This window comes from Streptomyces alkaliphilus, from assembly GCF_014141535.1.
Classification (GTDB): domain Bacteria; phylum Actinomycetota; class Actinomycetes; order Streptomycetales; family Streptomycetaceae; genus Streptomyces; species Streptomyces alkaliphilus.
Map to the genome: position 1 here is coordinate 1 of NZ_VKHT01001141.1, position 1463 is coordinate 1463.

The window sequence follows — 1463 nt, forward strand, 5'->3', positions numbered from 1 at the left end:
CGGCGGTGGTCAGCCCCCGCCACCAGATGCCCAGCACCAGCAGCGGGCAGAACGTCGAGGCGGCCACCGCGAAGGCCCACCCCACCAGCACGTTGATGTCCACGGCGGCGGCCGGCAGCGACAGCAGTACCGCGACCAGCGTGCCGCCCGCCACCGCCAGCCGCAGGCGCGGCAGACCGCGCGAGCCGTCCCGGGCCAGGTCGTGGGAGAGGCCGCCGGCGAGCGCCAGCAGCAGACCGGACGAGGTGGAGAGGAAGGCGGCGAACGCGCCGGCCGCGACCACCGCCGTCAGGACCGCACCCCAGGTTCCGGGCACGATCTGGGCGGGCAGCACGACGGTCACCGTGTCGGTGTCGCCGGTGGTCGCCAGCTCCGGGGTGAAGACCCGCCCCAGCAACCCGTACACCGCCGGGAACAGGTAGAAGACGCCGAGCAGCACGATCACGCCGACCGCGACCCGGCGGGCGATCCGCGCCGTCGGACTGGTGTGGAAGCGCATGATGACGTGCGGCAGGCCCACCGCTCCCAGGGTGGTGGCCAGCAGCACCGACCAGGTCGCCAGCAGCGGTTGGCCCGAACCGCCGACGTCCAACAGCGGGCGACTCCACTCCGTGGTGTCCACCCGCAGCGCCTCCGTCCGGGCCCCCTCCCCCGCCCCGACCACCAGCACGATCGCCGGAACCGCGATGAACAGCAGCTTCACCAGGTAGTGGAACCCCTGCACGTAGGTGGCCGAACGCATCCCGCCCACCGCGATGGAGACCGAGACCACCAGCCCGGCCAACACCACCCCCACCCAGTAGGGAGTGCCGCTGACCAGTTGCAGGACCACCCCCGCGCCCTTGAACTGCGGCACCAGGTACAGCCACATGATCACCAGCACGATGAGCGCGCACAGCCGGCGGATGGTCGGCGAGCCGAGGCGGTACTCGGCGAAGTCCGGGACCGTGTAGGCCCCCGAGCGGCGCATGGGGCCGGCCACCAGTGCGGCGACCGCGACGTAGCCGGCGGTGAAGCCGACCGCGTACCAGAGCGTGCCGACGCCCTCCTTCAACATCAGGCCGGCGAGACCGAGCACCGAGGCGGCGGAGACGTACTCCCCCGCGATGGCCATGGCGTTCCAGCCGGGCCGCACCTGGTGGGAGGCGATGAGGAAGTCGGGGGCGCTGCGAGCCGCGCGCACCCCGTAGACGCCTATCAGGACGCTGGTGACCAGCAGCAGGCCGATGGCGAGCATCCCGGTCACGTCCGCTCCCCCGCGTCCGGTGCCCGCTCGGGCACGGTGTCGGACGGCGGGTGGGGGGCGGGCCCGGGCGCCGGTCGCGGACCGATCACCCGCCCCCCGCGCCCGTCCGGGGCCTCCCTCTCGATGCGCTCGGCCCGCCGCACGTGGATCACGGCGCTGAGCAGCAGCAGGGGGTAACTGGCGGTCATCAGCAGCAGCCAGGAGGCGGGGATCCCGG

At 73.5% G+C, this 1463-nt stretch carries 1 protein-coding gene and 1 pseudogene; both read right to left on the reverse strand.

Translation table 11 applies throughout. From position 1 onward, the window contains the following. On the reverse strand, positions 1-1237 hold a 1237-nt coding region (locus FNQ90_RS22965), incomplete at its 3' end, for a sodium:solute symporter family transporter (protein WP_182608102.1). 5 nt (positions 1238-1242) lie between these two features. Continuing rightward, a pseudogene (locus FNQ90_RS22970) lies at positions 1243-1463 on the reverse strand (hypothetical protein); the annotation flags it as partial.